This window comes from Pseudomonas sivasensis (assembly GCF_052938085.1).
In genome coordinates this window covers 18,278-43,328 of record NZ_CP176442.1, presented here as the reverse complement: position 1 = coordinate 43,328, position 25,051 = coordinate 18,278, and the positions used below count along the sequence as shown (strand labels likewise).

The 25,051-nt window shown below is 60.2% G+C and carries 26 protein-coding genes and 1 pseudogene; 19 read left to right on the top strand and 8 right to left on the bottom strand.

All coding sequences use genetic code 11. From position 1 onward, the window contains the following. Positions 1–8 precede the first annotated feature (8 nt). Both rpmG and rpmB read right to left on the bottom strand, forming a co-directional pair. Complete coding sequence (gene rpmG / locus ACKZ62_RS00200; protein ID WP_003176906.1) at positions 9–164, bottom strand: 50S ribosomal protein L33; 156 nt, start codon at positions 162–164, stop codon at positions 9–11. An 11-nt stretch (positions 165–175) separates the two neighbouring features. Further along, positions 176–409, bottom strand: coding sequence for a 50S ribosomal protein L28 (gene rpmB, locus ACKZ62_RS00195; RefSeq protein WP_003176907.1), 234 nt, complete (start codon positions 407–409; stop codon positions 176–178). A 458-nt stretch (positions 410–867) separates the two neighbouring features. Here rpmB and ACKZ62_RS00190 point away from each other — a divergent pair, with 458 nt between their 5' ends. Beyond that, positions 868–2,460 carry an ABC transporter substrate-binding protein gene (locus tag ACKZ62_RS00190; protein WP_447096189.1) on the top strand — a complete coding sequence of 531 codons (1,593 nt, stop codon included), beginning with the start codon at positions 868–870 and terminating at the stop codon, positions 2,458–2,460. Between the two features lie 27 nt (positions 2,461–2,487). Here ACKZ62_RS00190 and radC read toward each other — a convergent pair whose 3' ends face one another. Then, the gene (gene radC / locus ACKZ62_RS00185; RefSeq protein WP_032884400.1) at positions 2,488–3,162 is read right to left on the bottom strand and encodes a RadC family protein; all 675 of its coding nucleotides are present in this window, start codon (positions 3,160–3,162) and stop codon (positions 2,488–2,490) included. Positions 3,163–3,305: 143 nt separating this feature from the next. Between radC and coaBC the strand changes: the two genes are divergently transcribed. The 4 genes and pseudogenes from coaBC (at position 3,306) to argB (ending at position 7,562) form a co-directional block, all read left to right on the top strand. Further along, the gene (gene coaBC, locus ACKZ62_RS00180) at positions 3,306–4,514 is read left to right on the top strand and encodes a bifunctional phosphopantothenoylcysteine decarboxylase/phosphopantothenate--cysteine ligase CoaBC (protein ID WP_016970585.1); all 1,209 of its coding nucleotides are present in this window, start codon (positions 3,306–3,308) and stop codon (positions 4,512–4,514) included. 5 nt (positions 4,515–4,519) lie between these two features. Next, the gene (dut, locus tag ACKZ62_RS00175; protein WP_447096188.1) at positions 4,520–4,975 is read left to right on the top strand and encodes a dUTP diphosphatase; all 456 of its coding nucleotides are present in this window, start codon (positions 4,520–4,522) and stop codon (positions 4,973–4,975) included. Between the two features lie 240 nt (positions 4,976–5,215). Further along, positions 5,216–6,637, top strand: a pseudogene (locus ACKZ62_RS00170) (phosphomannomutase/phosphoglucomutase); the annotation flags it as partial. A 19-nt stretch (positions 6,638–6,656) separates the two neighbouring features. Then, on the top strand, positions 6,657–7,562 hold the full coding sequence (argB, locus tag ACKZ62_RS00165) for an acetylglutamate kinase (RefSeq protein WP_017735763.1): 906 nt from the start codon (positions 6,657–6,659) through the stop codon (positions 7,560–7,562). Between the two features lie 62 nt (positions 7,563–7,624). Here argB and pyrE read toward each other — a convergent pair whose 3' ends face one another. Continuing rightward, positions 7,625–8,272: an orotate phosphoribosyltransferase gene (gene pyrE / locus ACKZ62_RS00160; protein WP_027608288.1), complete on the bottom strand. Its 648-nt coding sequence runs from the start codon at positions 8,270–8,272 to the stop codon at positions 7,625–7,627. An 82-nt stretch (positions 8,273–8,354) separates the two neighbouring features. On the opposite strand from pyrE, the gene ACKZ62_RS00155 reads away from it, so the two are divergent. Beyond that, positions 8,355–9,134 carry a catabolite repression control protein Crc gene (locus ACKZ62_RS00155; protein WP_003195493.1) on the top strand — a complete coding sequence of 260 codons (780 nt, stop codon included), beginning with the start codon at positions 8,355–8,357 and terminating at the stop codon, positions 9,132–9,134. A gap of 58 nt (positions 9,135–9,192) precedes the next feature. Here ACKZ62_RS00155 and ACKZ62_RS00150 read toward each other — a convergent pair whose 3' ends face one another. Then, a complete protein-coding gene (locus ACKZ62_RS00150; protein WP_032884406.1) occupies positions 9,193–9,561 on the bottom strand; it encodes a DUF4870 domain-containing protein in 369 nt (122 codons plus the stop codon). 22 nt (positions 9,562–9,583) lie between these two features. Next, positions 9,584–10,306 (bottom strand): ribonuclease PH, encoded by a 723-nt coding sequence (rph, locus tag ACKZ62_RS00145; RefSeq protein ID WP_017735760.1) that lies wholly within the window; start codon positions 10,304–10,306, stop codon positions 9,584–9,586. A 216-nt stretch (positions 10,307–10,522) separates the two neighbouring features. Here rph and ACKZ62_RS00140 point away from each other — a divergent pair, with 216 nt between their 5' ends. The 7 genes from ACKZ62_RS00140 (at position 10,523) to ACKZ62_RS00110 (ending at position 16,632) form a co-directional block, all read left to right on the top strand. After that, a complete protein-coding gene (locus ACKZ62_RS00140) occupies positions 10,523–11,386 on the top strand; it encodes a YicC/YloC family endoribonuclease (RefSeq protein WP_095185208.1) in 864 nt (287 codons plus the stop codon). Between the two features lie 10 nt (positions 11,387–11,396). Continuing rightward, the gene (gene gmk / locus ACKZ62_RS00135; RefSeq protein ID WP_032884410.1) at positions 11,397–12,017 is read left to right on the top strand and encodes a guanylate kinase; all 621 of its coding nucleotides are present in this window, start codon (positions 11,397–11,399) and stop codon (positions 12,015–12,017) included. 167 nt (positions 12,018–12,184) lie between these two features. Continuing rightward, on the top strand, positions 12,185–12,448 hold the full coding sequence (rpoZ, locus tag ACKZ62_RS00130; protein WP_017735757.1) for a DNA-directed RNA polymerase subunit omega: 264 nt from the start codon (positions 12,185–12,187) through the stop codon (positions 12,446–12,448). Positions 12,449–12,508: 60 nt separating this feature from the next. Beyond that, a complete protein-coding gene (gene spoT, locus ACKZ62_RS00125) occupies positions 12,509–14,614 on the top strand; it encodes a bifunctional GTP diphosphokinase/guanosine-3',5'-bis pyrophosphate 3'-pyrophosphohydrolase (RefSeq protein ID WP_032884411.1) in 2,106 nt (701 codons plus the stop codon). 40 nt (positions 14,615–14,654) lie between these two features. Continuing rightward, positions 14,655–15,035, top strand: a complete 381-nt coding sequence (locus tag ACKZ62_RS00120; protein WP_003176922.1) for a deaminase RidA — start codon at positions 14,655–14,657, stop codon at positions 15,033–15,035. A gap of 56 nt (positions 15,036–15,091) precedes the next feature. Further along, positions 15,092–15,832 (top strand): hypothetical protein, encoded by a 741-nt coding sequence (locus ACKZ62_RS00115; protein WP_099601755.1) that lies wholly within the window; start codon positions 15,092–15,094, stop codon positions 15,830–15,832. 77 nt (positions 15,833–15,909) lie between these two features. Beyond that, positions 15,910–16,632, top strand: a complete 723-nt coding sequence (locus ACKZ62_RS00110; protein WP_447096187.1) for a hypothetical protein — start codon at positions 15,910–15,912, stop codon at positions 16,630–16,632. 26 nt (positions 16,633–16,658) lie between these two features. Here ACKZ62_RS00110 and ACKZ62_RS00105 read toward each other — a convergent pair whose 3' ends face one another. Continuing rightward, positions 16,659–17,510, bottom strand: a complete 852-nt coding sequence (locus tag ACKZ62_RS00105) for an SDR family oxidoreductase (RefSeq protein ID WP_095185210.1) — start codon at positions 17,508–17,510, stop codon at positions 16,659–16,661. A gap of 189 nt (positions 17,511–17,699) precedes the next feature. Between ACKZ62_RS00105 and exbB the strand changes: the two genes are divergently transcribed. The 6 genes from exbB to ACKZ62_RS00075 all read left to right on the top strand — a co-directional run bounded on the left by exbB (position 17,700) and on the right by ACKZ62_RS00075 (position 24,468). After that, positions 17,700–18,668, top strand: a complete 969-nt coding sequence (gene exbB, locus ACKZ62_RS00100) for a tonB-system energizer ExbB (RefSeq protein ID WP_032884415.1) — start codon at positions 17,700–17,702, stop codon at positions 18,666–18,668. Between the two features lie 6 nt (positions 18,669–18,674). Next, positions 18,675–19,100 carry a TonB system transport protein ExbD gene (exbD, locus tag ACKZ62_RS00095; protein WP_032884416.1) on the top strand — a complete coding sequence of 142 codons (426 nt, stop codon included), beginning with the start codon at positions 18,675–18,677 and terminating at the stop codon, positions 19,098–19,100. Then, on the top strand, positions 19,097–19,846 hold the full coding sequence (locus ACKZ62_RS00090; RefSeq protein ID WP_032884417.1) for a TonB family protein: 750 nt from the start codon (positions 19,097–19,099) through the stop codon (positions 19,844–19,846). The genes exbD and ACKZ62_RS00090 overlap by 4 nt, the downstream gene beginning before the upstream one ends. Positions 19,847–19,985: 139 nt before the next feature. After that, positions 19,986–20,906 carry a hydrogen peroxide-inducible genes activator gene (locus ACKZ62_RS00085; protein WP_003213305.1) on the top strand — a complete coding sequence of 307 codons (921 nt, stop codon included), beginning with the start codon at positions 19,986–19,988 and terminating at the stop codon, positions 20,904–20,906. A gap of 8 nt (positions 20,907–20,914) precedes the next feature. Further along, positions 20,915–22,990, top strand: coding sequence for an ATP-dependent DNA helicase RecG (gene recG, locus ACKZ62_RS00080; protein ID WP_032884418.1), 2,076 nt, complete (start codon positions 20,915–20,917; stop codon positions 22,988–22,990). A 77-nt stretch (positions 22,991–23,067) separates the two neighbouring features. Further along, the gene (locus ACKZ62_RS00075) at positions 23,068–24,468 is read left to right on the top strand and encodes an aminoacyl-tRNA deacylase and HDOD domain-containing protein (protein ID WP_032884419.1); all 1,401 of its coding nucleotides are present in this window, start codon (positions 23,068–23,070) and stop codon (positions 24,466–24,468) included. A gap of 76 nt (positions 24,469–24,544) precedes the next feature. Here ACKZ62_RS00075 and ACKZ62_RS00070 read toward each other — a convergent pair whose 3' ends face one another. Continuing rightward, a complete protein-coding gene (locus ACKZ62_RS00070) occupies positions 24,545–24,919 on the bottom strand; it encodes a hypothetical protein (protein WP_003195530.1) in 375 nt (124 codons plus the stop codon). Positions 24,920–25,051 lie beyond the last annotated feature (132 nt).

The window sequence follows — 25,051 nt, the reverse complement described above, 5'->3', positions numbered from 1 at the left end:
AAAATCAATTACTTGATTTTGCCTTCTTTGTAGATCACGTGCTTGCGAACGCGCGGGTCGAACATTTTCTTTTCGAGCTTGTCCGGGGTAGTACGCTTGTTCTTGTCGGTAGTGTAGAAGTGACCAGTACCGGCGCTAGAGATCATTCGAATCAATTCACGCATGATAGAGCTCCTTAGATCTTGCCAGCGGCACGGATTTCGGCCAGCACGACAGTGATGCCACGCTTGTCGATGATACGCATGCCTTTAGCAGATACACGCAGGCGAACAAAACGTTTCTCTTCTTCAACCCAGAAGCGGTGATGCTGCAGGTTCGGCAGGAAACGACGACGGGTTTTGTTATTTGCGTGGGAAATGTTATTCCCAGTCACCGGACCCTTACCGGTAACTTGACAGACTCTCGACATGCCTCAGCCCTCTAAAACCACATGCCCAACCCGGCATGGGTTGGCCGCTTAATCTCTCAGTCATTTGGCGCCAGGCGCCGCGTTTCTTTAGGGTCTTACCGGCTACACCTACAAGCGAAGGAACCGGGCCCCTAGAAAAGAGCGCTGCTTTATACCAGAAAGACCTTGGTGCAACAACAGCGAGTGCGTTTTTACCGGAGTAAATCTCGACCATTGACGCCTGAACCGTTGCCAGGAGGGGCCGATACAACAGCCGACCGCTCGTCGCACAGAATGATTTTCAGCGCCCGCACGCACCGTAAAGTGCACGGCGAAACAATCTGAGGCGCCATCAAAACAGCATTTGAGCCAAAAGCACAGGCAAAAATGGGCTAGTCATTTATCAATCAGAGCACTACGGTAGGACTTTTCCAGACTGCACTCGCAGATGGGCCTTCGATCTGCAAAGGAAACCGAATATGCGCCTCGCTGCCCTACCGCTGTTGCTTGCCCCTCTCTTTATCGCGCCGCTGGCCTCTGCCGCCACCAACCTGAGCGTGTGCACCGAGGCCAGCCCTGAAGGGTTTGATGTGGTGCAATACAACTCGCTGACCACCACCAACGCCTCCGCCGACGTACTGATGAACCGCCTGGTGGACTTCGATGCCGCCAGCGGCAAGCTGGTGCCAAGTCTGGCGGACAGCTGGGAAGTGTCGCCGGACGGCCTGACCTACACCTTCAAGCTGCACCCGGATGTGAAGTTCCACCGCACCGAGTATTTCACCCCAAGCCGCAGCCTGACCGCCGAAGACGTGCGCTTCAGCTTTGAACGCATGCTCGACCCGGCCAACCCGTGGCACAAGATCGCCCAAAGCGGCTTCCCTCACGCCCAGTCTCTGCAACTGCCAACACTGGTCAAGAAGATCGATGCCCTCGACCCGCTGACGGTGCGCTTCACTCTGGATCATGCCGACTCCACTTTCCTCGCAGCCCTGAGCATGGGCTTCGCCTCGATTTACTCGGCCGAATACGCCGACAAGTTGCTCAAGGCCGGCACGCCGGAGAAACTCAACAGCCAACCGATTGGTACCGGCCCGTTCATTTTCAGCCGTTTCCAGAAAGACGCTGTGGTTCGTTACAAAGCCAACCCGGACTACTTCGGCGGCAAACCGGCTGTGGATAACTTGATCTTCGCCATCACGCCGGATGCCAACGTGCGCCTGCAGAAGCTACACCGCGATGAGTGCCAGATCGCCCTGTCGCCCAAACCCCTGGATGTAGGCGAGGCAGAGAAAGACCCAGCCCTCAAGGTGGAAAAGACCGCTGCATTCATGACTGCATTCGTGGCGATCAACAGCCAGCACCCTCCCCTGGATAAACCCGAAGTACGTCAAGCGATCAACCTGGCCTTCGATAAGGCCAGCTACCTCAAAGCCGTATTTGAAGGCACCGCCGAAGCCGCCAACGGCCCTTATCCTCCCAACACCTGGAGCTACGCCAAGGACTTGCCGGGTTATCCACAGGACCTCGCTAAGGCCAAGGCCCTGCTGAATCGCGCGGGGCTCAAGGACGGCTTCAAGACCACCATCTGGACACGTCCCACTGGCAGCCTGCTGAACCCTAACCCAAACCTCGGCGCGCAATTGCTGCAAGCCGACCTGGCCAAAGTCGGCATCCAGGCCGAGATCCGAGTGATCGAATGGGGCGAACTGATTCGCCGCGCCAAAGCCGGCGAGCATGACCTGCTGTTCATGGGCTGGGCCGGCGACAACGGTGACCCGGATAACTTCCTGACCCCGCAGTTTTCCTGCGCAGCAGTGAAGTCAGGCACCAACTTCGCTCGCTACTGCGACCCGGCGCTGGACAAACTGATCAGTGCCGGCAAAACCACCAGCGAGCAAGGGGTGCGCAGCAAGCTGTATCAACAGGCCCAGGCGCAAATCCAGCAGCAGGCGCTGTGGCTGCCGCTGGCGCATCCGACGGCGTTCGCCCTCGCGCGCAAGAGTGTCGACGGCTATCAAGTAAGTCCGTTCGGGCGCCAGGATTTCTCGAAGGTCAGCGTCAAGCCCTGAACCGTAACCCCACCTGAAAGGGTGGGGTTACATCCATCCGTATTCCGCCATCGATAACGGATCACCATCTCCCACGATGATGTGATCCAGCACCCGCACATCCACCATCTCCAGCGCTTTTTGCAGGACTTTGGTCAATTTTCGATCAGCTGCACTCGGCTCCACGCTTCCCGAAGGATGGTTATGACAAAGGATCAACGCCGCCGCGTTGTAAGCCAACGCGCGCTTGACCACTTGCCGGGGGTACACCACAGCAGCGTCGATGGTGCCCTCGGATAACGCCTCGAAGCCCAACACCCGATGCTTTGAATCGAGAAACAGGCAGCCAAAGATCTCGTGGGGCTCATGACGCAACAGCGCCTTGAGGTATCCCCGCACGACTTCCGGACTTTCCAGTGCCGATTCATTGCGCAACTGTTCGGCCATATGCCGCCGGGACATCTCTAGTACCGCCTGCAACTGGGCAAACTTCGCCGGCCCCAAGCCCAGTTGCTGATTGAACAGCGCCTGGCTTGCTTCCAGCAGCGGGCGTAAGCCGCCAAATTGCGCCAGCAGATGGCGCGCCAGGTCCACCGCGCTCCGACCTGCGACACCGGTGCGCAGGAAGATTGCCAGCAGTTCAGCATCCGACAGACTCGCCGCGCCCCACGCCAAAAGCTTCTCCCTGGGCCGCTCTGCCGCCGGCCAATCACGAATACTCATCCCACCTCCCTGTACATGTGCGCCGCTGTTGCGGGGCAGACGCTGTGTTATCGTAGCCCCTCTTTTTTGCGTGCGATTTCACCTGGGGAGGGGAGATCGCACGCACCACTGAACTGGCTTCACTGAACTGGAAAGGCAAACCAATGCAGCGTCTGTATCGGAAACGCATCGTTCTCGGCGTCGGCGGCGGCATTGCCGCCTACAAGAGCGCAGAGTTGGTTCGCAGGCTCCTGGACCAAGGTGCCGAAGTGCGCGTGGTCATGACCCGTGGCGGGAGCGAGTTCATCACACCCCTGACCATGCAGGCCCTGTCCGGCCACCCGGTTCACCTGGACCTGCTGGACCCGGCGGCCGAAGCCGCCATGGGCCACATCGAACTGGCCAAATGGGCCGACCTGGTGCTGATCGCCCCGGCCACTGCCGACCTGATCGCCCGCCTGGCCCAAGGTATCGCCGATGACCTGCTGACTACCTTGGTACTGGCCACCGACGCCACCGTCGCCATTGCCCCCGCTATGAACCAGGCCATGTGGCGCGATCCGGCCACCCAGGCCAACACCCAACTCCTGCAAAGCCGTGGCCTCAAGGTGTTCGGCCCGGCATCGGGCAGCCAGGCATGTGGCGACGTGGGCATGGGCCGCATGCTCGAAGCCACCGACCTGGCCCTGTGTGCCGCCGAGTGCTTCCAGCACTTGGCCCTGACCGGCAAGCACGTGTTGATCACCGCCGGCCCGACCCAGGAAAACATCGACCCGGTGCGTTACATCACCAACCATAGCTCAGGAAAAATGGGCTTTGCGCTGGCAGAAGCCGCGGTCGAGGCAGGCGCCCGCGTCACGCTGATCACCGGACCGGTACATCTACCGACCCCTGATCGCGTCACGCGAATCGATGTAGTCAGCGCCCGAGACATGCTCGCGGCCTGCGAAGCGGCTATTCCCTGCGACCTTTTTATCGCCTCGGCAGCGGTTGCGGACTACCGCCCGGAAGTCGTCGCCCCGCAAAAGCTCAAGAAAGACCCTACAAGCGGCGACGGCCTGCTCCTGCAAATGGTGCGCAACCCGGACATCCTGGCCACCATCGCCACACGTCCTGACCGCCCGTTCAGCGTCGGCTTCGCCGCCGAGACCGAGCATCTGCTGGACTACGCCGCACGCAAATTGAAAGACAAAAACCTCGACCTGATCGTTGCCAATGATGTCGCCAACCCGAGCATCGGCTTCAACAGCGAGGAAAACGCCTGCAGCGTGATTGACCGCGACCTGCACGCGACCCTTTTCGCCCAGACCAGCAAGGGCAAGATTGCCCGCCAACTGATCTCTTTTATCGCCCAACGGCTGAACCAGGTTTAATTTCCATGCACGCTTTGCAAGCCAAGATCCTCGACCCACGCATCGGCACCGAATTCCCACTGCCGGCCTACGCCACCCCAGGCTCTGCCGGCCTGGACCTGCGTGCCATGCTCAAGCAAGACACCCTGCTTGAGCCGGGACAGACCGTCCTGATCCCTACCGGCCTGTCGATCTACGTGGGCGACCCTGGTCTGGCTGCACTGATCCTGCCGCGCTCCGGCCTGGGCCACAAACACGGCATCGTGCTGGGCAACCTGGTAGGCCTGATCGACTCGGACTACCAAGGCGAGTTGATGGTGTCGTGCTGGAACCGCGGCCAAACCGCATTCAACATCGTGGTCGGCGAGCGCATTGCCCAGCTTGTTCTTGTGCCGGTGGTACAGGCGCACCTCGAACTGGTGCAGGAATTCGACGAAACCCAACGTGGTGCAGGCGGCTTTGGGCATTCAGGCAGTCTCTGACTAAGCTGAACGTGGCCGGGTGCTTTTGCCCGGCCAGACGCCACCGCATGGCTTTTCAGGATGAAGAATGCGCGGAATTTATCAGCGAGATTTCCCTAGCTAAATCAACGTATTACGCAGAAATAAGCCTGACTTCCAAACGCCGATGGCATTTTTGCACCACGAACTCTCTGCCGAAAACACCGTCATACCCTTCAGTTTGAGCCTGCCGGTCAGCCACTTTAAGGCCAGCCTTGCCCCCTTCAGATGGAGTTTCCCCCCGCGATGAGTACCGCAGCCCGAGTAGCCCCGACATTCCCCGACAGCATCTTTCGCGCCTATGACATCCGTGGCGTGGTGCCCAAGACCCTGACTGCCGAAACGGCCTACTGGATCGGCCGCGCCATCGGCGCCCAGAGCCTGGCTCAGGATGAACCCAACGTATCGGTCGGCCGTGACGGTCGTTTGTCCGGCCCGGAGTTGGTGGAGCAACTGATCCAGGGCCTGGCAGACGCCGGCTGCCATGTCAGCGACGTCGGCCTGGTACCAACGCCAGCTCTGTACTACGCCGCCAACGTCCTGGCCGGCAAGTCCGGGGTGATGCTCACTGGCAGCCATAACCCATCGGATTACAACGGTTTCAAGATCGTCATCGCTGGCGACACCCTGGCTAACGAACAGATCCAGGCCTTGCATACCCGCCTGAAAACCAACGACCTGACCAGCGGCAAAGGCAGCATCACCAAAGTCGACATCCTGCAGCGCTACTCCGACGAAATCACCCGCGACGTCAAGCTCGCCCGCCGCCTCAAAGTGGTAGTGGACTGCGGCAACGGCGCGGCCGGTGTGATCGCGCCGCAACTGCTCGAAGCCCTGAACTGCGAAGTAATCCCGTTGTTCTGCGAGGTTGACGGCAACTTCCCCAACCACCACCCGGATCCAGGCAAGCCAGAAAATCTGGTGGACCTGATCGCCAAGGTCAAGGAAACCGGCGCCGATGTCGGCCTGGCCTTCGACGGTGACGGTGACCGCGTAGGTGTGGTGACCGAGACCGGCGAGATCGTATTCCCCGACCGCCTGCTGATGCTGTTCGCACGTGACGTAGTGGCGCGCAATCCCAACGCCGAAATCATCTTCGACGTGAAGTGCACCCGCCGCCTCACGCCGCTGATCAAGGAATACGGCGGCCGCCCGCTAATGTGGAAGACCGGTCACTCGTTGATCAAAAAGAAAATGAAGGAAACCGGCGCGCTGTTGGCCGGTGAAATGAGCGGTCACGTGTTCTTCAAAGAGCGCTGGTTCGGTTTTGACGACGGTATCTACAGCGCCGCTCGTCTGCTGGAGATCCTCAGCAAGGAAAAATCCACTGCCGAAGAGCTGTTTCAGACCTTCCCGAATGATATTTCTACGCCAGAGATCAATATCCATGTGACCGAGGAGAGCAAATTCAGCATCATTGACGCACTGCACGACGCGCAATGGGGCGAAGGCGCCAACCTGACCACCATTGATGGTGTGCGAGTCGATTACGCCAAAGGCTGGGGCCTGGTTCGCGCGTCCAACACCACACCGGTGCTGGTGCTGCGTTTCGAGGCGGATACCGAGGCTGAGTTGCAGCGCATCAAGGACGTGTTCCACGCCCAGTTGAAACGTGTTGCCCCTGATCTCCAATTACCGTTCTGATTTTTTACCGGAGCCCTGAATGACCCTCGAACGCGAAGCCGCTGCCAACACCGCCAAGGTCCTGTCCGAAGCGCTGCCTTACATTCGACGCTACGTCGGCAAGACGCTGGTGATCAAGTACGGCGGCAATGCCATGGAAAGCGAAGAGCTGAAAACCGGCTTTGCCCGCGACATCGTGTTGATGAAAGCCGTGGGGATCAACCCTGTGGTGGTGCACGGTGGCGGCCCGCAGATCGGCGACCTGCTCAAGCGCTTGTCGATCGAGAGTCACTTCATCGATGGCATGCGTGTCACTGACGCGCAGACCATGGACGTGGTGGAGATGGTCCTCGGCGGCCAGGTGAACAAAGACATCGTCAACCTGATCAACCGCCACGGCGGCAGCGCCATCGGCCTGACCGGCAAGGACGCCGAGCTGATCCGCGCGAAAAAACTGACCGTTACCCGTCAGACGCCGGAAATGACCCAGCCGGAAATCATCGATATCGGCCAGGTAGGCGAAGTGATCGGCATCAACACCGACCTGCTGAACCTGCTGGTCAAGGGTGACTTCATCCCGGTGATCGCGCCGATCGGCGTGGGTGCGAACGGTGAGTCCTACAACATCAACGCCGACCTCGTCGCCGGCAAGGTCGCCGAGGCGCTGAAGGCTGAAAAGCTGATGCTGCTGACTAACATCGCCGGCCTGATGGACAAGGAAGGCAAGGTGCTGACCGGCTTGACCACTCAACAGGTGGACGAACTGATCGCCGACGGCACCATCTACGGCGGCATGCTGCCGAAGATCCGTTGCGCGCTGGAAGCAGTGCAAGGCGGCGTTGGCAGCTCGCTGATCCTTGATGGCCGTGTACCGAATGCAATCCTGCTGGAAATCTTTACCGATACAGGTGTGGGTACGCTGATCAGCAACCGCAAGCGCCCTTAAAACGCTGAAAACAAAAAGCCCCGCTCAACTTGGTTGAGCGGGGCTTTTTTATGGTTCGGCGATTACTGAACGCCGAACTGCTCGCGATACGCCTTAACTGCCGGCAAGTGCTGCTTGAGCTGCGGATCATCTTCCAGGAACTGCAACACCTGGTTCAACGAAACGATGCTTACCACCGGAATACCGAAATCACGCTCCACTTCCTGGATCGCCGACAACTCACCGTTGCCGCGCTCCTGGCGGTTCAGCGCGATCAGCACGCCAGCAGCCTTGGCGCCGTCTTGGGAAGCGATAATCTGCATCACTTCACGGATGGCGGTGCCGGCGGTGATTACGTCGTCAATGATCAGCACGTCGCCGGTCAGCGGCGCGCCCACCAGGCTGCCGCCTTCGCCATGAGCCTTGGCTTCCTTGCGGTTGAAGCACCATGGCAGATCGCGCCCATGGTGTTCCGCCAGGGCCACGGCTGTTGCAGCTGCCAGGGGGATACCCTTGTAGGCCGGGCCAAACAGCACGTCGAAGGAAATACCGCTTTCAACAATGGCTGCCGCGTAGAAACGCCCCAACTGAGCCAGGGCCGAACCCGAGTTGAACAAGCCCGCATTGAAGAAGTACGGACTGGTGCGCCCGGACTTGAGGGTGAACTCACCGAAGCGCAAAACCCCGCGATCGATGGCAAAACGAATGAAATCGCGTTGATACGCCTGCATGAAAAAAGCCTCAGATACCACGGATTTAGCTAATTAGGTAGACGGCGTGTATCATACACGCACGCGATTTTTGGGGCCATTTATGCGGATCATCAGTGTGAACGTTAATGGTATTCAGGCTGCAGTCGAGCGTGGTTTGCTCAGTTGGCTGCAAGCTCAGAATGCCGACGTCATCTGCCTGCAGGACACCCGCGCCTCCGCCTTTGAACTGGACGACCCAGCCTTCCAACTGGATGGCTACTTCCTTTATGCCTGCGATGCCGAAGTGCCCACCCAAGGTGGCGTGGCTTTGTACTCGCGGTTGCAACCCAAGGCGGTCATCAGCGGCCTCGGCTTCGAGACAGCCGACCGCTACGGGCGCTACCTGCAAGCCGATTTCGACAAGGTCAGCATCGCGACCTTGCTGCTTCCTTCGGGGCAGAACGGCGATGAAGACTTGAACCAGAAGTTCAAGCTAATGGACGATTTCGCCCGTTATCTGGATAAACAGCGGCGTAAACGTCGCGAGTACATTTACTGTGGCTCGCTGTACGTGGCGCAACAAAAGCTGGATATCAAGAACTGGCGCGACAGCCAGCAATCCCCAGGTTTCCTGGCGCCGGAACGGGCCTGGATGGACGAGATTGTCGGCAACATGGGCTATGTGGATGCCCTTCGTGAAGTCAGCCGCGAAGGCGACCAGTACAGCTGGTGGCCAGACAATGAACAGGCTGAAATGCTCAACCTGGGCTGGCGCTTCGACTACCAGTTGCTGACCCCAGGTCTGCGCCGGTTCGTACGCAGTGCACGTTTGCCGCGCCAACCGCGTTTCTCGCAGCACGCGCCGCTGATCGTGGACTACGACTGGACACTGACCATCTAAGGTCTTTCTCCAAGCACAAAAAAACCGACATCGCTGTCGGTTTTTTTGTGGGCGATCACTATTTGACCAAACGCCAGGTCCATGGGTATCGGTAGGCTGTGCCGTTGTTGGCTTTAACGCCGCCAATGATCGTCAGCACCAGCGCCGCAACCACGAGCACCAGCATCAACACAAAGCCGATCACCACAAACCCCAGCACCATGCAGACCAGCCAGGCGATGGCCACTGTGATCTGGAAATTCAGGGCTTCCTTGCCCTGATCATCGATAAGCGGGTCCATATCCTTCTTGATCTGCCACACGATCAACGGCCCCAACAGGCTGCCAAAGGGGAATACCAACCCCAGAAACGCCGCGAAGTGACACAACATCGCCCATTGGCGAACTTCCTTGGTCGGTGCCGGAACCGGCAATTGACTGTCACTCATGGCGCTTCTCCTTGAAGTCGGCTTAGTCAGCCAGTGCGGCGTTCTGCAGTTCGAAGATCTCGGTCATGCCTTTCTGGGCTAGGGCCAGCATGGCGTTCAGCTCGGCCGGCTGGAATGGCGCGCCTTCAGCGGTGCCCTGCACTTCGATGAAACCACCGGTGCTGGTCATCACGACGTTCAGGTCAGTCTCGGCAGCCGAATCTTCCAGATAGTCCAGGTCCAGCACAGGCTCGCCCTGGTACATACCCACCGATACAGCGGCAATCATTTGCTTGAGCGGGTCGCCGCCTTTCAGGCCGCCACGTTTCTTGATCACTTTCAGTGCGTCGACCAAGGCCACCATCGCGCCAGTGATGGATGCAGTGCGGGTGCCGCCATCGGCCTGGATCACGTCGCAGTCGACGTAAAGGGTCACGTCGCCCAGCTTGGACATGTCCAGGGCTGCACGCAGGGAGCGACCGATCAGGCGCTGGATTTCCAGGGTGCGGCCGCCTTGCTTGCCACGGCTGGCTTCACGCTGGTTACGTTCACCGGTGGCGCGCGGCAGCATGCCGTATTCGGCGGTCAACCAACCCTGGCCCTGGCCTTTAAGGAAACGCGGCACGCCATTTTCAACGCTGACGGTGCAGATAACCTTGGTATCGCCAAACTCGACCAGTACAGATCCCTCGGCGTGTTTGGTGTAGTTGCGGGTGATGCGGATCGAGCGGAGCTGATCGGCAACGCGACCACTTGGACGTTTCATAGGGGATACCTGTACTGAGGACGAAAAACTGCCGAGCATTATAGAGCCGCGAGCCGATTCGGGGCACTTCTAAAAATCTGGTTACGAATGGTCAGCCTATCGCCCATTGTTTGGGCGCACTCGCCCCACTGCGCTACAATCCTGCGCCTTCGCAGCCTGTCGGCTTCAATTTACCCATCAGCCCGTGTTTGCGGGACTGCATCGCGAGGTACCTCCATGGTGCACAGCATGACCGCCTTCGCCCGCGTCGAAAAAGCAGGCGCCCAAGGCACCCTGAGCTGGGAACTGCGCTCGGTCAACAGCCGCTACCTGGAGCCGCACCTGCGCCTGCCGGAATCCTTCCGCGACCTCGAAGGCGCCGTGCGTGAGGCACTGCGCCAGGGCATCTCCCGCGGCAAGCTGGAATGCACCCTGCGCTTTACCGAAGAAACCACCGGCAAGCCGCTGCAGGTAGACCGCGAGCGCGCCGCGCAACTGGTCGCTGCCGCCGAAACCATCGCCGGCCTGATCAAGCAGCCCGCAGCGCTGAACCCTCTGGAAGTGCTGGCTTGGCCCGGGGTGCTGGTGGCCGACGCCTCCGATCCGCAAGCCCTCAATGCCGAAGCCCTCGCCCTGTTTAATCAGGGCTTGAAGGAGCTCAAGGCCGGCCGCGAACGCGAAGGTGCCGAACTGGCACGCCTGATCAACGAGCGCCTGACTTCGATCGAAGCAGACGTGGTCATCTTGCGCGAGCTGGTGCCGCAGATGCTCGCCACCCAACGTCAGAAGGTTCTCGACCGCTTCACCGACATGAAGGCCGACCTCGACCCGACGCGCCTGGAGCAGGAAATGGTCCTGCTGGCCCAAAAGAGCGACGTCGCCGAAGAGCTGGACCGCTTGAGCACCCACATCCTCGAAGTGCGTCGCGTGCTCAAATCCGGCGGCGCCGCCGGTCGGCGCCTGGACTTCCTGATGCAGGAACTCAACCGCGAAGCCAATACACTCGGCTCCAAGGCATTTGACCCGCGCAGCACAACGGCTGCCGTCAACCTCAAAGTGTTGATCGAGCAAATGCGCGAACAAGTACAGAATATTGAGTAAGGCAACCTACATGACCCACAGCACCGGCACCCTTTACATCATTTCCGCCCCTTCGGGCGCGGGCAAGAGCAGCCTGGTCAAGGCCCTGACCGACGCTGACGAGCAGATTCGCATCTCGGTCTCCCACACCACCCGTGCCATGCGCCCGGGCGAGGTGAACGGCGTGCACTACCACTTCGTCGAGCGTACCGAGTTCGTCAAAATGATTGAGCACGGCGACTTCTTGGAGCGTGCCGAAGTGTTCGGCAACCTCTATGGCACTTCGCAGAGCCACCTGCAGCAGACCTTGGACGAAGGCCACGACCTGATCCTGGAAATCGACTGGCAGGGCGCCGAGCAAGTTCGCCAGCTGATGCCCAAGGCACGCTCGATCTTCATCCTGCCGCCGTCGCTCGAAGCCTTGCATCAGCGCCTGACCAATCGTGGTCAGGACAGTGACGAGATCATCGAAGGCCGCATGCGTGAAGCCGTCAGTGAAATGAGTCACTACGTCGACTACGACTACCTGATCATTAACGACGATTTTTCCCACGCACTGGACGACCTGAAGGCGATTTTCCGCACGAATCAGCTCCAGCAAAAGCGTCAACAGCAGCGTTTCGGCAAATTACTGGCCGAACTGCTTGGCTGATTGGGTCTTCCCAAAACGGCTGTAAGGGCTTTACATTGGCCCTTGTAGCGGTTTTGCGAGGGCCTGCGAAAAATCAGCGCTTCCCTAAACGCTGGTGATTTTTTAAACTGCTCAGTCCGCTCGCCCAACCGGGCAGCGCGCATCTTGCATTCGCTCCGAGGAATATCATGGCCCGCGTAACCGTTGAAGACTGCCTAGACCACGTGGCAAACCGCTTTGAGCTGGTCATGCTCTCTACCAAGCGTGCCCGTCAACTGGCCACTGGCGGCAAAGAGCCCCTGGTCCAGTGGGAAAACGACAAACCTACCGTTGTAGCCCTGCGTGAAATCGCTGAAGGCCTGATGAGCTACGAGTTCATCGCCAACGCTGAGATCGTTGAAGACGAACCGCTGTTTGCAGCGTTCGAGGACGAGTCCAACGAGGCCGTCTAAGCCTATGCCTGGTCGACGTAGCACGGCGCGGAGTCACAGCCTTCGGCAGGAGTTCACACTTTGCCGAGCATAGACGCCCTCGCCGATCGCTTATCGACCTACCTCGGCCCCGACCAGGTTAACCTGGTCCGCCGAGCGTATTTCTACGCCGAACAAGCCCACGACGGCCAACGCCGCCGAAGCGGTGAGGCGTACGTCACCCATCCTCTTGCGGTGGCGAATATCCTGGCCGACATGCACATGGACCATCAGAGCCTGATGGCCGCGATGCTGCATGACGTGATCGAAGACACCGGTATTGCCAAGGAAGCGCTCAGTGCGCAATTTGGCGAAACCGTGGCCGAACTGGTCGACGGGGTCAGCAAACTGACCCAGATGAACTTCGAAACCAAGGCTGAAGCCCAGGCGGAAAACTTCCAGAAGATGGCCATGGCCATGGCCCGGGACATCCGGGTGATCTTGGTCAAGCTGGCCGACCGGCTGCACAACATGCGCACGCTGGAAGTGCTGTCCGGCGAAAAACGTCGGCGCATCGCCAAGGAAACCCTGGAAATCTATGCGCCCATCGCCAACCGGCTGGGCATGCACGCCATTCGTATCGAGTTCGAAGACCTCGGCTTCAAGGCCATGCACCCGATGCGTTCGGCGCGCATCTACCAAGCGGTCAAGCGTGCCCGTGGCAATCGCAAGGAAATCGTCAACAAGATCGAAGAGTCGCTAAGCCATTGCCTGGCGATCGACGAAATCGAGGGCGAAGTCAGCGGGCGGCAGAAGCACATCTACGGCATCTACAAGAAGATGCGCGGCAAGCGTCGGGCCTTCAACGAGATAATGGACGTGTACGCGTTCCGGATCATCGTCGACAAGGTTGATACCTGTTACCGCGTGCTGGGCGCTGTACATAATTTGTACAAACCCCTGCCGGGCCGCTTCAAGGACTACATCGCGATTCCCAAGGCCAACGGCTATCAGTCACTGCATACCACGCTGTTCGGTATGCATGGCGTGCCGATAGAAATCCAGATCCGCACCCGAGAAATGGAAGAGATGGCCAACAACGGCATCGCCGCCCACTGGCTGTACAAGTCCAGTGGCGACGAGCAGCCAAAAGGCACCCATGCCCGCGCCCGCCAATGGGTCAAAGGCGTGCTGGAAATGCAGCAACGTGCTGGCAACTCCCTGGAATTTATTGAAAGCGTGAAGATTGACCTGTTCCCGGACGAGGTCTACGTGTTCACGCCCAAAGGCCGGATCATGGAGCTGCCCAAAGGCTCCACGGCGGTCGACTTCGCTTACGCGGTGCATACCGACGTGGGCAACAGCTGCATCGCCTGCCGGATCAACCGTCGCCTGGCTCCACTGTCCGAGCCGCTGCAAAGCGGCTCAACCGTGGAGATTGTCAGCGCGCCTGGCGCACGCCCGAACCCGGCGTGGCTCAACTTCGTGGTCACCGGCAAGGCACGTACGCACATCCGTCACGCCCTCAAACTGCAGCGCCGCTCCGAGTCCATCAGCCTCGGCGAACGCCTACTGAACAAGGTGCTCAACGGTTTCGACAGCGCTCTGGATAAGATCCCGCAGGAGCGTGTGCAAGCGATGCTCCACGAGTATCGCCAGGAAACCGTCGAAGACTTACTGGAAGATATCGGCCTGGGCAACCGCATGGCTTACGTGGTCGCCCGCCGCCTGCTTGGCGAAGGCGAGCAGTTGCCAAGCCCCGAAGGCCCACTGGCAATTCGCGGCACCGAGGGCCTGGTACTCAGCTACGCCAAGTGCTGCACGCCGATCCCGGGCGACCCTATTGTCGGCCACCTTTCCGCAGGCAAAGGCATGGTCGTGCACCTGGACAACTGCCGCAACATCACCGAAATACGCCACAACCCGGAAAAATGCATCCAGCTCTCGTGGGCCAAGGATGTCACCGGCGAATTCAACGTTGAGCTGCGGGTGGAGCTGGAACACCAGCGCGGCCTGATCGCCTTGCTGGCCAGCAGCGTCAACGCGGCCGACGGCAATATCGAGAAAATCAGCATGGACGAACGCGATGGTCGCATCAGCGTTGTCCAACTGGTGGTCAGCGTGCACGACCGCGTGCACCTGGCCCGCGTGATCAAGAAGCTGCGTGCCTTGACCGGCGTGATCCGCATCACCCGTATGCGCGCATAGCTGTTCAGATAAGTCATCGCCCCATTACAAGGAGTCATTCATGACCAAGACTGTTATCACCAGCGACAAGGCCCCGGCCGCCATCGGTACTTACTCCCAGGCAATCAAGGCGGGCAACACTGTCTACATGTCCGGCCAGATCCCTCTGGACCCGAAGACCATGGAACTGGTGGAAGGCTTCGAAGCACAGACCGTGCAAGTTTTCGAGAACCTCAAGTCCGTCGCCGAAGCTGCCGGCGGTTCGTTCAAGGACATCGTCAAGCTGAACATCTTTCTTACCGACCTGAGCCATTTCGCCAAGGTCAACGAGATCATGGGCAAGTACTTCGAACAGCCTTACCCAGCCCGCGCCGCCATCGGCGTTGCTGCTCTGCCAAAGGGCGCGCAGGTTGAGATGGACGCGATTCTGGTCATCGAGTAAAACACCCGGCGCAGCCCTCACAGGCCGCGCCGACTTCGTTTTAAAAGGATTTCATGATGCGCAAAGCGCTTGTAGCCACTTCGTTGCTCGCCCTGATGCTCGGCGGCTGCGCCAGCAACCCGGCCGACCTGGATGTGAGCGGCACCTGGATCAACCAGGTCGCCATCGATGCGGCAGCCAAAGGCGGCCCTTTGCGCGAAGCACTGCAGAGCTTTGGCCCGAACCTCGAGTGGGAGGTCAACTCCAAGGCGGCGCAGGCGCGCTACTACAACGGTTTTGAGGTTGCCGAAGGCAAGCTGCTCGGCGAGCAATCCGGCGCCTGGAGCGTGGATTTCTACGGCAGCTCCGCCACTGAGCTCAAGCGCAAAGGCAAACAACTGCTGCAAGTGGCGAACGACAATGAGCCCGAACAGCTGTTTGCTCGCGCCAAAGATCCAGCCCCGGAAGGCGCGCCGCTGGGCGCGAACTTCGAACGTGCGCTGTATGCGGCCTATATGGGCGGCGACTGGAAGATCACCGACGGCTTCGGCAGCGGGGCCACGGTGCAATTCCAGTCTGACGGCAAAGTCGCCGGCTTACCGGGCGTCGATCGGTACTCACTGTGCCTGGCAGGTGATTGCGCATCCATGAGCGGCGGCTACGACAGCATGTGGCTGCAACTGAACGGCGTGGGTAACCCATGGATTTTTGCCCGCAAAGGCAAACAGCTGGAAATTTTCCAGGCGATCAACACTGCACAGACCGATGAGGTGCCTTCGTTTACGCCTGGGCCACGTCAGTGGTTGCTGGAAAAATAGTGATACAGAACAAAGGAGCCCAAAGGCTCCTTTTTCTTTAGCCTGCGCCACGGTTTCTTACCCTCAGAGATGGCTCCATGCGCGCATTGCTTACCTTCGGCCTGCTACTGCTTGGCGGATGCACCCATACGTCGCCGAAAACGGATATCAGCGGCATCTGGATCAACCAGACAATCCTTGATGCCGCTGCGTTGAGCCAACCGCTGAACACTCAGGGCTCAAATCTGGAATGGAATATCGATATCCACGCCGGCAAGGCGCAGGTGAGCAGCGGCTTCGAAATGGCCGAAGGCAACCTGTTGCAAACATCCCCTGACGCCTGGACCGTCGACTATGGCGGCTATAGCAGTGACGCACTGCGCCTCGACGGCAAACAGCTCATCCAACTGGGCAAAGAGCATATGAAGGAACAGGTGTTCAGCCGCCCTATCGACACCGCTAAAACCGAAGAAAGGTGGGGCAGCACTTTCAGGAGGGCCCTGAACGCCGCTTACATGGGTGGAAAATGGCGCATCATCGAGGGGCCAGGAACAGGTGAAACTGTAACGTTCACCGCGGATGGCCAGGTCTCAGGGCTTGCAAAAACGGACAGATACGAACTATGCCTGGACGGTGACTGCGCCTCCCAAGGCGCAGGCAATAACACCCTTTTCCTGACCAATGGAGACGTCGGTAATACCTGGATCTTCGTGCGCAAGGGCAAGCAGATGGAAATCCTCCAGGCAATCAACGGCGCGCAAAGCGACGAAATACCCACGTTCACGCCCGGCCCGCGCCAATGGCTGCTAGAACAGCAATAACACAGATCCAACGGTGGGGAGGGGCTTCAGCCTTTTAGAATGGCCGCATACCCTTCTCGATAGCTCGGATACGTCGGCACCCAACCCAGCGCTTTGATGCGAGCATTGCTGCATTGCTTGCTACCAGCACGCCGCACGCTGGCGTCCTCGGACCACTCCGTTACGCCCAGGTAGTCACGCAACCAGGCCACCACCTCGGCCAAGGGAGCCGGCGCATCGTCGACGCCGATATAGATTTTATCCAGCGAACCACCCTGCTCCACATGGCGCAACAAGAAGGCCAGCAAACCCGCCGCGTCGTCCGCGTGAATGCGGTTGCCATATAAAGGTGGATCGATCGCCACGCGATAACCCTGGCGTACCTGGGTCAGAAGCCACTCGCGGCCCGGACCGTAAATGCCGGTCAGACGCACAATGCTCGCAGGAATGCCGCTATTGAGTGCGACCTGTTCGGCCTCCAGCATGACCTGCCCGGAATAGCCCTTCGCCTTGGTTTCAGAGGTTTCGTCGACCCACTCGCCATTCAGTTGCCCGTATACGCTACTGCTGGATACAAACAACAAATGCTTGGGTTCCTGACCGTAATCTTTTAGCCACTCCAACACATGCTGCAATCCTTGCACGTAGGCCGCGCGATAACCGGCCTCATCGTGATCCGTCGCGGCAGCGCAATACACCAGGTAATCCACCCCGCCAATGGGCCAGGTGTCGGGGCAATCCTTGTTGAAGAGGTCGCCGGCAATGCCGATCACGCCGTTGGGCAAACGCGAAATGTCGCGTCGCAGGCCATAAACCTCCCATTCCGAGGCCAGCAATTGGCTAGCCAGGCGACCACCCACATCGCCGCATCCGGCAATCACAACAGAAGGTGCAGACATCACAAAACTCCATTCTCAAAGGTCTAGGTTAGCCTTCTCGGCTGACCAGCGGCCAGAAAAAGCACAAATAAAGTTACTGTATTACTTTTGTTAACAAGAATTACTTGCAATAATGACCGCCCATTTGTCCTCGGCCGCCTAGGGTCTGGTAGGACGATCACTCATTTTTTCTTCTCAGGTCCGGCCAGCATGACACGTAATACCACCCCCGCTTCGCCAACCAAGCTTCACAGCCCGTCCCGCGCCTGGCGCGCGATTGCTGCGATGCTGTTCAGCGTGCTGCTGGCGCCGACCGCCGCATTCGCTGATGCCAACGCCCCAGCCACGCCGGCGGCCGTCGAGCAAAACGCTGCTGCCCCGGCCGCTCCAGCCGCCACCGATCCAGCCCAGGCTGCTGCCCCAGCCGCCACCGACGAAACTGGCGTCGTGCTGGAAGAAGACAACACTCTGGGCATGGCCCATGACCTGTCGCCGTGGGGCATGTACCAGAACGCAGACGTCGTGGTGAAGGCCGTGATGATCGGTCTGGCCATCGCTTCGATCATCACGTGGACCATCTGGATCGCCAAAGGCTTCGAGTTGCTGGGTGCCAAGCGCCGTCTGCGTACTGAAATCGTCCACCTGAAAAAGGCCACTACCCTCAAGGAAGCCAGCGAGAGCGCGACCAAAAAGGGCACCCTGGCCAATACCTTAGTGCATGACGCACTGGAAGAAATGCGCCTGTCGGCCAACACCCGTGAAAAGGAAGGCATCAAAGAGCGCGTGGCGTTCCGCCTGGAGCGACTGGTAGCAGCCTGCGGCCGTAACATGAGCAGCGGCACCGGCGTACTCGCCACCATCGGTTCCACCGCGCCGTTCGTCGGTCTGTTCGGTACCGTGTGGGGCATCATGAACAGCTTTATCGGCATCGCTAAAACCCAGACCACCAACCTCGCCGTCGTTGCCCCCGGCATCGCCGAAGCGCTGCTGGCAACCGCCCTGGGCCTGGTTGCTGCAATTCCTGCGGTGGTGATCTACAACGTCTTCGCCCGTTCGATTGCCGGCTATAAAGCCCAGGTATCCGACGCGTCGGCAGAAGTCCTGCTGCTGGTCAGCCGCGACCTCGATCACCTGCCTACCGAGCGCAGCTCGCAACCGCACATGGTGAAAGTGGGGTAATCGGCCATGGGCCTGCATTTGAATCAAGGCGACGATGAACTCGTCGAGAACCACGAAATCAACGTCACGCCGTTTATCGACGTAATGCTGGTACTGCTGATCATCTTCATGGTGGCCGCTCCCTTGGCCACCGTGGATATCAAGGTCGACCTGCCCGCGTCCAGCGCCAAGCCTGCGCCGCGGCCCGAGAAACCGGTGTTTCTCAGCGTCAAGGCGGACCAACGCCTGTTCCTGGGCGAAGAAGAAGTCAAAGCTGAAACCTTGGGCCAGGTCCTCGACGCCAAGACCCAAGGCAAGAAAGACACGACGATCTTCTTCCAGGCCGACAAGGGCGTGGACTACGGCGACCTGATGAGCGTGATGGATGCCCTGCGGGCAGCCGGCTACCTCAAGGTAGGCTTGGTCGGACTTGAGACGGCAGCCAAGAAATGATCACGACGCGCCACAAACTGACGCGTTATGGCACCAGCCTTGCCGTCGTGCTGGGCGTGCACGCCGTCGCGATTGCTATCGCGCTCCATTGGTCGGCGCCGCGCACTGTGCAGCTGCCGCCGGCCGCCATGGTCATTGACCTGGCGCCGATGCCAGCACCGCCGCCACCGGCTCCACCGAAAGTGGTCACGCCACCGCAACCGCCCGCACCGGTGGAAGAGTTGCCTTTGCCGAAACTGGCCGAGGCACCCAAGCCGACGATCCAGGTGCCCAAGCCAGTCAAGCCCAAGCCCAAACCTCAGCCGCCCAAGCCGGTAGAGAAAAAGATCGAGCCACCCAAGGAGAAACCTTCCGAGGATCCGCCGAGCGATGCTCCGCCGACCAAAGCGCCGGCCGAAAAATCGGCGCAGCCGGCTCCAGGCCCGTCGCCGCAGCAGCTTGCAGCCAAGGCCTCTTGGGAAGGCACCCTGCTGGCGCATTTGCAGAAGTACAAAAAGTACCCGCCAGGTGCCCAGGCCCGTGGCAAGGAAGGCCTGAACCGCTTGCGCTTCGTGGTCGATGCCGAAGGCAACGTGCTGTCCTACGAGTTGGTGGGCCGTTCCGGCAACGCTGACCTGGACCGTGCAACCCTGGACATGATCCGTCGTGCCCAACCGCTGCCCAAGCCACCGGCCGACATGGTGAAAAGCGGCAGTGTCGAGATCGTTGCACCATTCGTGTACAACATCGAAAAGCGTCGCCGCTGATATGACTGTGGCAAGGGGCAACCCTTGCCATTCTCAGCAAACAGCAAAATCCTCCGCTCAATCCCCAACAAACTTCTGATAACGTGCGTCTATCGATTGCAGCCGGTATGCTTGGCCCGCAACTTCATGGACGCCTGCTATGACTCTTACAGAATTACGCTACATCGTTACCCTCGCCCAAGAGCAGCACTTCGGCCATGCGGCCGAGCGTTGCCACGTCAGCCAGCCGACGTTGTCGGTGGGCGTGAAAAAGCTTGAAGACGAACTCGGTGTGCTGATTTTCGAGCGCAGCAAAAGCGCCGTGCGCCTTACCCCTGTGGGCGAGGGCATCGTTGCCCAGGCCCAGAAAGTCCTGGAACAAGCGCAAAGCATTCGCGAGCTGGCCCAGGCCGGTAAGAACCAGCTGACCGCTCCGCTGAAAGTCGGCGCCATCTACACCGTCGGCCCGTACCTGTTCCCGCACCTGATCCCGCAACTGCACCGCGTCGCCCCGCAGATGCCGCTGTATATCGAAGAAAACTTCACCCACGTGCTGCGCGACAAACTGCGCAACGGCGAGCTGGACGCGATCATCATCGCCCTGCCGTTCAACGAGGCCGACGTGCTCACGCTGCCGCTCTACGACGAGCCGTTCTACGTGCTGATGCCCGCCTCCCACCCGTGGACGCAGAAAGACACCATCGACGCCGGCCTGCTCAATGACAAGAGCCTGCTGCTGCTTGGCGAGGGCCACTGCTTCCGCGACCAAGTGCTGGAAGCCTGCCCGACGCTGACCAAAGGCAACGACGGCGCCAAGCACACCACCGTGGAATCCAGCTCCCTGGAAACCATTCGCCATATGGTCGCTTCCGGCCTGGGCATTTCGATCCTGCCGCTGTCAGCGGTGGATAGCCATCACTACGCCCCCGGCGTTATTGCAGTACGCCCGCTCACACCTCCGGTGCCCTTCCGCACCGTGGCAATCGCCTGGCGTGCCAGCTTCCCACGGCCTAAAGCCATTGAGATCCTCGCCGACTCGATCCGCCTGTGTTCGGTGGCCAAGCCGCCTGCTGCGAGCTAAGTAGCCGTATGACTGAGCTGTCGCAGGTGTCGGTGACGGCACTCAAGGGTGTCGGTGAAGCCATGGCCGAGAAGCTGGCCAAGGTCGGGCTGGAAAACCTCCAGGACGTATTGTTCCACCTGCCCTTGCGGTATCAGGACCGCACCCGCGTGGTGCCCATCGGCCAGTTGCGCCCAGGGCAAGACGCTGTCGTGGAAGGCACCGTCAGCGGGGCCGACGTGGTCATGGGCAAGCGCCGCAGCCTGGTCGTGCGCCTGCAGGACGGCACCGGCGGTCTGAGCCTGCGCTTCTACCATTTCAGCAACGCGCAGAAGGAAGGCCTCAAACGCGGCACACGCGTGCGCTGCTATGGCGAGGCGCGACCCGGTGCCTCGGGCCTGGAGATTTACCATCCGGAATACCGCGCGATCACCGGCGACGAACCGCCTCCGGTGGACACCACCCTCACGCCGATCTACCCGCTCACCGAAGGCCTGACCCAGCAACGCCTGCGCCAACTGTGCACGCAGACCCTGACCATGCTCGGCCCGAAAAGCCTGCCCGACTGGCTCCCACTGGAGCTGGCTCGCGACTACCAACTGGCGCCGCTGGACGACGCAATTCGCTACCTGCATCACCCGCCGGCCGACGCCGACGTCGACGAGTTGGCCCTGGGTCACCACTGGGCCCAGCACCGCCTGGCCTTCGAAGAACTGCTCACTCATCAACTGTCCCAGCAGCGCCTGCGCGAAAGCATGCGTTCCCTGCGCGCCCCAGCGATGCCCAAGGCCACGCGCCTGCCTGCGCAATACCTGGCCAATCTTGGCTTCGCGCCGACCGGTGCCCAGCAACGTGTAGGCAATGAAATCGCCTACGACCTCAGCCAAAAAGAACCCATGCTCCGGTTGATTCAGGGTGACGTGGGTGCAGGCAAGACAGTGGTCGCCGCCCTCGCCGCCTTGCAGGCGCTGGAAGCCGGTTACCAAGTGGCGCTGATGGCACCCACCGAGATTCTCGCCGAGCAGCACTTCATCACCTTCAAGCGCTGGCTCGAACCCTTGGGCCTGGAAGTCGCGTGGCTGGCGGGCAAGCTCAAGGGCAAGAACCGCGCAGCGGCACTGGAGCAGATCGCCGGCGGCGCCCCGATGGTGGTGGGCACCCATGCGCTGTTCCAGGAGGAGGTGAAGTTCAAGAACCTGGCCCTGGTGATCATCGACGAACAACACCGCTTCGGCGTGCAGCAGCGCCTGGCCTTGCGCCAGAAAGGCGTGGGCGGTCGCATGAACCCGCACCAGTTGATCATGACCGCCACGCCGATCCCGCGCACGCTGGCCATGAGTGCCTACGCCGACCTCGACACCTCGATCCTCGACGAACTGCCGCCCGGCCGCACCCCGGTCAACACCGTGCTGGTCACCGATACCCGGCGTGTCGAAGTGATCGAACGGGTACGCGGCGCCTGTGCCGAAGGGCGCCAGGCTTACTGGGTGTGCACGCTGATCGAAGAGTCTGAAGAACTGACCTGCCAGGCCGCCGAGACCACCTATGAAGACCTCACCAGTGCCCTCGGCGAACTCAAGGTCGGGCTGATCCACGGGCGCATGAAGCCCGCCGAAAAAGCCGCCGTGATGGCCGACTTCAAGGCCGGCAACCTGCAACTGCTGGTGGCCACCACGGTGATCGAAGTCGGTGTGGACGTGCCCAACGCCAGCCTGATGATCATCGAAAACCCCGAGCGCCTGGGCCTGGCGCAACTGCACCAACTGCGCGGCCGCGTCGGCCGGGGCAGCGCGGCCAGCCACTGCGTGCTGCTGTATCACCCGCCGCTGTCGCAGATCGGTCGCCAGCGTCTGGGCATCATGCGCGAGACCAACGACGGGTTCGTCATTGCCGAAAAAGACCTCGAACTGCGCGGTCCCGGCGAAATGCTCGGCACCCGCCAGACCGGCCTGCTGCAATTCAAAGTCGCCGACCTCATGCGCGACGCCGACCTGCTGCCCGCCGTGCGCGATGCGGCACAGGCCCTGATGGAGCGCTGGCCGGATCACGTCAGCCCGCTGTTGGATCGCTGGCTACGCCATGGGCAGCAATACGGCCAAGTGTGACGCCTGACTCACTTAAGCGACCTACAAATGTATCAAGCTGGTTATACTCCGATGACTGTAAGAAATTGGATCAGGCCATGTCAGAAGTTGCCCTCGCCACAGCCCCGCTGACCGCCCCACCGGTCATCCGGGCTCTGCTCGCAAAGCTCGCCATCCCCTACACGGAAGTTGCTGAACACCCTGGCCTGAATCCTGCGCAAAAGGTGCAGGCTGTGCTGCTGGAAGATGCGGTGGGTGCACTGATGGTGCTGTTCCCCCAAAACCAGTTGCTCGACCTCAACCGCCTCGCCGAACTCACCGGTCGCCGCCTCATCGCGGTGTCGCCGGATCGCGTCAAGCGTATGCTGGACAAGCATGAGCTGAGCCTGCTGCCAGGCCTGCCGGCACTCACCAGCTCGCCGTGCCTGTACGAAGGCAGCCTGCTCGACGAGCCGAGCCTGCTGGTGCATTCGGGCGAGCCAGGGCTGCTGCTGGAGATCGCCAGCGATGCGTTCAAGACCATGCTCACCAAAGCCAGCGCCGCAAACTTCGGCGAGCCGCTGAGTAATATCCGACCGAACCTCGACCGCCCCAATGATGACCGTGAGGAAATCACCCAGGCGATGCAGGCGTTCACCGCTCGCCGTATCCAGCAGCGCCTGGAAGCGACCATCGAGATTCCACCACTGGCTGACACCGCGCAGAAGATCATCAAGCTGCGCGTCGACCCTAACGCCACCATCGACGACATCACCGGCGTGGTCGAGACCGACCCGGCCTTGGCGGCCCAAGTGGTCAGTTGGGCCGCGTCACCGTACTACGCGTCGCCCGGCAAGATCCGTTCAGTAGAGGACGCCATCGTGCGCGTACTGGGTTTCGATCTGGTGATCAACCTGGCACTGGGCTTGGCCCTCGGCAAGACCTTGAGCCTGCCCAAAGACCACCCTCACCAGGCCACGCCGTACTGGCACCAGTCGATCTACACCGCCGCCGTGATCGAAGGCCTGACCCGCGCCATGCCCCGCGCACAGCGCCCGGAAGCAGGCCTGACCTACCTGGCCGGCCTGCTGCATAACTTCGGTTACCTGCTGTTGGCCCACGTGTTCCCGCCGCACTTCTCGCTGATCTGCCGCCACCTGGAGGTCAACCCGCATCTGTGCCACAGCTACGTGGAGCAACATTTGCTGGGCATCAGTCGCGAGCAGATCGGTGCCTGGTTGATGCGCTACTGGGACATGCCGGACGAACTGTCCACCGCCCTGCGCTTTCAGCACGACCCAACCTACGACGGCCAATATGCCGAATACCCGAATCTGGTTTGCCTGGCTGTGCGCCTGTTGCGCAGCCGAGGGATTGGTTCTGGGCCGGATGAGGCGATCCCGGATGCGTTGCTGGAGCGCCTGGGGTTGAGCCGTGACAAGGCTGAAGAAGTGGTGAGCAAGGTGCTGGATGCAGAAGTGCTGTTGCGTGAGTTGGCGTCCCAGTTCACTCAAAACTGAATCTGTCGCCTCTCAGATAGCTATCGGGGGCGGTGCGACTTGCCCCCGATGAATCCAACTTGGTTTCCCTGAACGCCTACTTCTTTTTCTTCGGCTTCAAATACTTGGTCAACCCCTGGAACCAGATCACCAGCGCCGGGTTGCCCTTGATCTGGATCGACTTGTCCTGAATCCCCGTCATGAACGCCAGTTGCTTGTTCTTCGCCTGCATCGTGGCGAAGCCGTACGCGGCATCTTTAAACGCAATGGCGAACGCCGGCGCAGGATGAACCCCTGAGCGGCTGGTAATACGTTGGTCTTTGACGATGAAGTGACGGGCAACCTTGCCGTCGAGGGTCTGCAACTGGAACGCCAGGTCTTTATCACCCAACTGTTGCTGGAAGGCGGGATTGGTCCGGCTGGCTTTGCCCATCATCAGGCCCAGCACCCAGAGGAGAAGACGAAATTTCATAAACTCACAGACCTCGCAAAGGTGAACGGCTCGCGCAGTTTAGCGATTCTTTTGGGGAACGCCACTATCGCTTTTTAGTTCACCTCCTTGCGTTTTATTACTGCCACGCAATGACTGAACAGTCTAAATTCA

Excerpts from the sequence above, each read along its gene's own strand:
- gmk (WP_032884410.1), top strand. The coding sequence starts at position 11,397 with ATGACCCACAGCACCGGCACCCTTTACATCATTTCCGCCCCTTCGGGC.
- rph (WP_017735760.1), bottom strand. The coding sequence starts at position 10,306 with ATGAAACGTCCAAGTGGTCGCGTTGCCGATCAGCTCCGCTCGATCCGC.
- ACKZ62_RS00190 (WP_447096189.1), top strand. The coding sequence starts at position 868 with ATGCGCCTCGCTGCCCTACCGCTGTTGCTTGCCCCTCTCTTTATCGCG.
- radC (WP_032884400.1), bottom strand. The coding sequence starts at position 3,162 with ATGAGTATTCGTGATTGGCCGGCGGCAGAGCGGCCCAGGGAGAAGCTT.
- ACKZ62_RS00115 (WP_099601755.1), top strand. The coding sequence starts at position 15,092 with ATGCGCAAAGCGCTTGTAGCCACTTCGTTGCTCGCCCTGATGCTCGGC.
- pyrE (WP_027608288.1), bottom strand. The coding sequence starts at position 8,272 with ATGCAGGCGTATCAACGCGATTTCATTCGTTTTGCCATCGATCGCGGG.
- ACKZ62_RS00155 (WP_003195493.1), top strand. The coding sequence starts at position 8,355 with ATGCGGATCATCAGTGTGAACGTTAATGGTATTCAGGCTGCAGTCGAG.
- ACKZ62_RS00110 (WP_447096187.1), top strand. The coding sequence starts at position 15,910 with ATGCGCGCATTGCTTACCTTCGGCCTGCTACTGCTTGGCGGATGCACC.
- rpoZ (WP_017735757.1), top strand. The coding sequence starts at position 12,185 with ATGGCCCGCGTAACCGTTGAAGACTGCCTAGACCACGTGGCAAACCGC.
- ACKZ62_RS00105 (WP_095185210.1), bottom strand. The coding sequence starts at position 17,510 with ATGTCTGCACCTTCTGTTGTGATTGCCGGATGCGGCGATGTGGGTGGT.
- rpmG (WP_003176906.1), bottom strand. The coding sequence starts at position 164 with ATGCGTGAATTGATTCGAATGATCTCTAGCGCCGGTACTGGTCACTTC.
- ACKZ62_RS00090 (WP_032884417.1), top strand. The coding sequence starts at position 19,097 with ATGATCACGACGCGCCACAAACTGACGCGTTATGGCACCAGCCTTGCC.
- exbD (WP_032884416.1), top strand. The coding sequence starts at position 18,675 with ATGGGCCTGCATTTGAATCAAGGCGACGATGAACTCGTCGAGAACCAC.
- ACKZ62_RS00150 (WP_032884406.1), bottom strand. The coding sequence starts at position 9,561 with ATGAGTGACAGTCAATTGCCGGTTCCGGCACCGACCAAGGAAGTTCGC.
- coaBC (WP_016970585.1), top strand. The coding sequence starts at position 3,306 with ATGCAGCGTCTGTATCGGAAACGCATCGTTCTCGGCGTCGGCGGCGGC.
- ACKZ62_RS00140 (WP_095185208.1), top strand. The coding sequence starts at position 10,523 with ATGGTGCACAGCATGACCGCCTTCGCCCGCGTCGAAAAAGCAGGCGCC.
- rpmB (WP_003176907.1), bottom strand. The coding sequence starts at position 409 with ATGTCGAGAGTCTGTCAAGTTACCGGTAAGGGTCCGGTGACTGGGAAT.
- exbB (WP_032884415.1), top strand. The coding sequence starts at position 17,700 with ATGACACGTAATACCACCCCCGCTTCGCCAACCAAGCTTCACAGCCCG.
- argB (WP_017735763.1), top strand. The coding sequence starts at position 6,657 with ATGACCCTCGAACGCGAAGCCGCTGCCAACACCGCCAAGGTCCTGTCC.
- ACKZ62_RS00120 (WP_003176922.1), top strand. The coding sequence starts at position 14,655 with ATGACCAAGACTGTTATCACCAGCGACAAGGCCCCGGCCGCCATCGGT.
- ACKZ62_RS00085 (WP_003213305.1), top strand. The coding sequence starts at position 19,986 with ATGACTCTTACAGAATTACGCTACATCGTTACCCTCGCCCAAGAGCAG.
- recG (WP_032884418.1), top strand. The coding sequence starts at position 20,915 with ATGACTGAGCTGTCGCAGGTGTCGGTGACGGCACTCAAGGGTGTCGGT.
- ACKZ62_RS00070 (WP_003195530.1), bottom strand. The coding sequence starts at position 24,919 with ATGAAATTTCGTCTTCTCCTCTGGGTGCTGGGCCTGATGATGGGCAAA.
- ACKZ62_RS00075 (WP_032884419.1), top strand. The coding sequence starts at position 23,068 with ATGTCAGAAGTTGCCCTCGCCACAGCCCCGCTGACCGCCCCACCGGTC.
- dut (WP_447096188.1), top strand. The coding sequence starts at position 4,520 with ATGCACGCTTTGCAAGCCAAGATCCTCGACCCACGCATCGGCACCGAA.